Here is a 1,408-nt window from a genome sequence, read left to right as displayed (position 1 = left end):
ACGACACCTTCGCCACCCTCCTCAAGACCATCCGCGCCTGATCGCTTCTGGCGCTCACCTCGTCGTCGACAAGGTCAACCCGCTCGTGCACCGCGCCCAACCCCGTGGGTAATTACATTCTTTGAGCTCGAACTCCGATGCCGCGTAAGCCATCTGCAGCCCTAGGTGCTCTTAGGAAGGCATCAGGAGAAACCTCAGAGTTTCTCTCTAGCTTATCAACTATATCTGAGTAACTGAGCCAGAGAATAACTGAAGCTTTGCTTGGATCGTTTGGCGGAGCGATCGGAGCTATAGGTGGCTATTCTTTTAATTTGATTTATGATCCGTCTCATCCTGAACTTCCTATTGTTTTTGCCAGTGCACTTGGACTCTTAAGCGCACTACTACTGTGGCGCGGTCCTTCATCTATGCTTCGGGAGCGAAGATTTAGAGCCGAAGAACGTGAGTTCAATCAACGTTTAGATTTTAGAACTGCAGCTATAAAAAAACTTGGCTCAAAGCCTGATCCATTATTGATTGAAAGATTGAACGATTATGTTTTGACAGGAAACTTATTAGAATGTCAATCCCCCCATCGATGTCACTCCAAATCCTAGTGATCCTGCTATCGCTAATAATAATCAAGCGCCGCCGTTATTAAGTGATGGAACTTCCACCAACACGAGTTAGTAAATATTATAGGTATATTCTCCTCTGGAATGTCCCGCAACCGCTGCTCCAACTCAGCCCAAGGGCACCATTGGCCCGTGAGGACTAAACAGACAAGCCGCAGGTAAGGGGATGCCTAGTGCAGCGGTGGCCCGAGACAGATTATCAAGGAACGGTCGCCTCATGCGGCAGGACGTATGCAAAGTCCCGGCCCACTTTCAACGATCTACATAGACCAGTCACTTTATTTTACCTGCGCAGAGGCGACAAAAGATATTGTTTGATCGGTAGTGAATATTACGAAAAATAGAATAATAAATGCAGCAGGCCACCCAAGCGCCATTGACATTTTGCTCCCTATACCAAATTTTTGTGGATTGCTGAAGAAAACGATATTCCTTGTATGTAGCTATTGACATGCGCGATAAAAATCGCACTTACAAAAAAATAAAAACATAAAAGCATAGAATATCCATTTTTATCTGATAAATATTTTACACCTCCTACAAAAACAGCATTTTTTGAAATTTCCATTAATTCTTTAGTGATTTTTCGCATCCCTTCACCAGGAAGCGATGATTTGTCAGACATATCATGCTCCAAACTTAATCTACGGACGGAAGTATTATGGTGGTACCGCGAGCAGATCCGTCACCGTCTGGATGTCAAACGGCATCGGAACGGGGTTCATCCGCACTTTCGGTGCTGATGGATGGGATCGGGCGTTGACGCGCATGGCAGCCGTAGGGCAGCACGATGC

At 46.0% G+C, this 1,408-nt stretch carries 1 protein-coding gene; it reads right to left on the bottom strand.

Features of this window, described 5'->3' with window-relative positions; genetic code table 11:
- Nucleotides 1-1,005: 1,005 nt before the first annotated feature.
- Complete coding sequence (locus tag EU555_RS35910) at nucleotides 1,006-1,239, bottom strand: hypothetical protein (RefSeq protein WP_135420159.1); 234 nt, start codon at nucleotides 1,237-1,239, stop codon at nucleotides 1,006-1,008.
- Nucleotides 1,240-1,408: the final 169 nt, after the last annotated feature.

This window comes from Methylobacterium nonmethylotrophicum (assembly GCF_004745635.1).
In the GTDB taxonomy this organism is placed as follows: Bacteria; Pseudomonadota; Alphaproteobacteria; order Rhizobiales; family Beijerinckiaceae; genus Methylobacterium; species Methylobacterium nonmethylotrophicum.
Note: the sequence above shows the minus strand (reverse complement) of the source record. Positions and strands in the feature narration are given on the sequence as shown.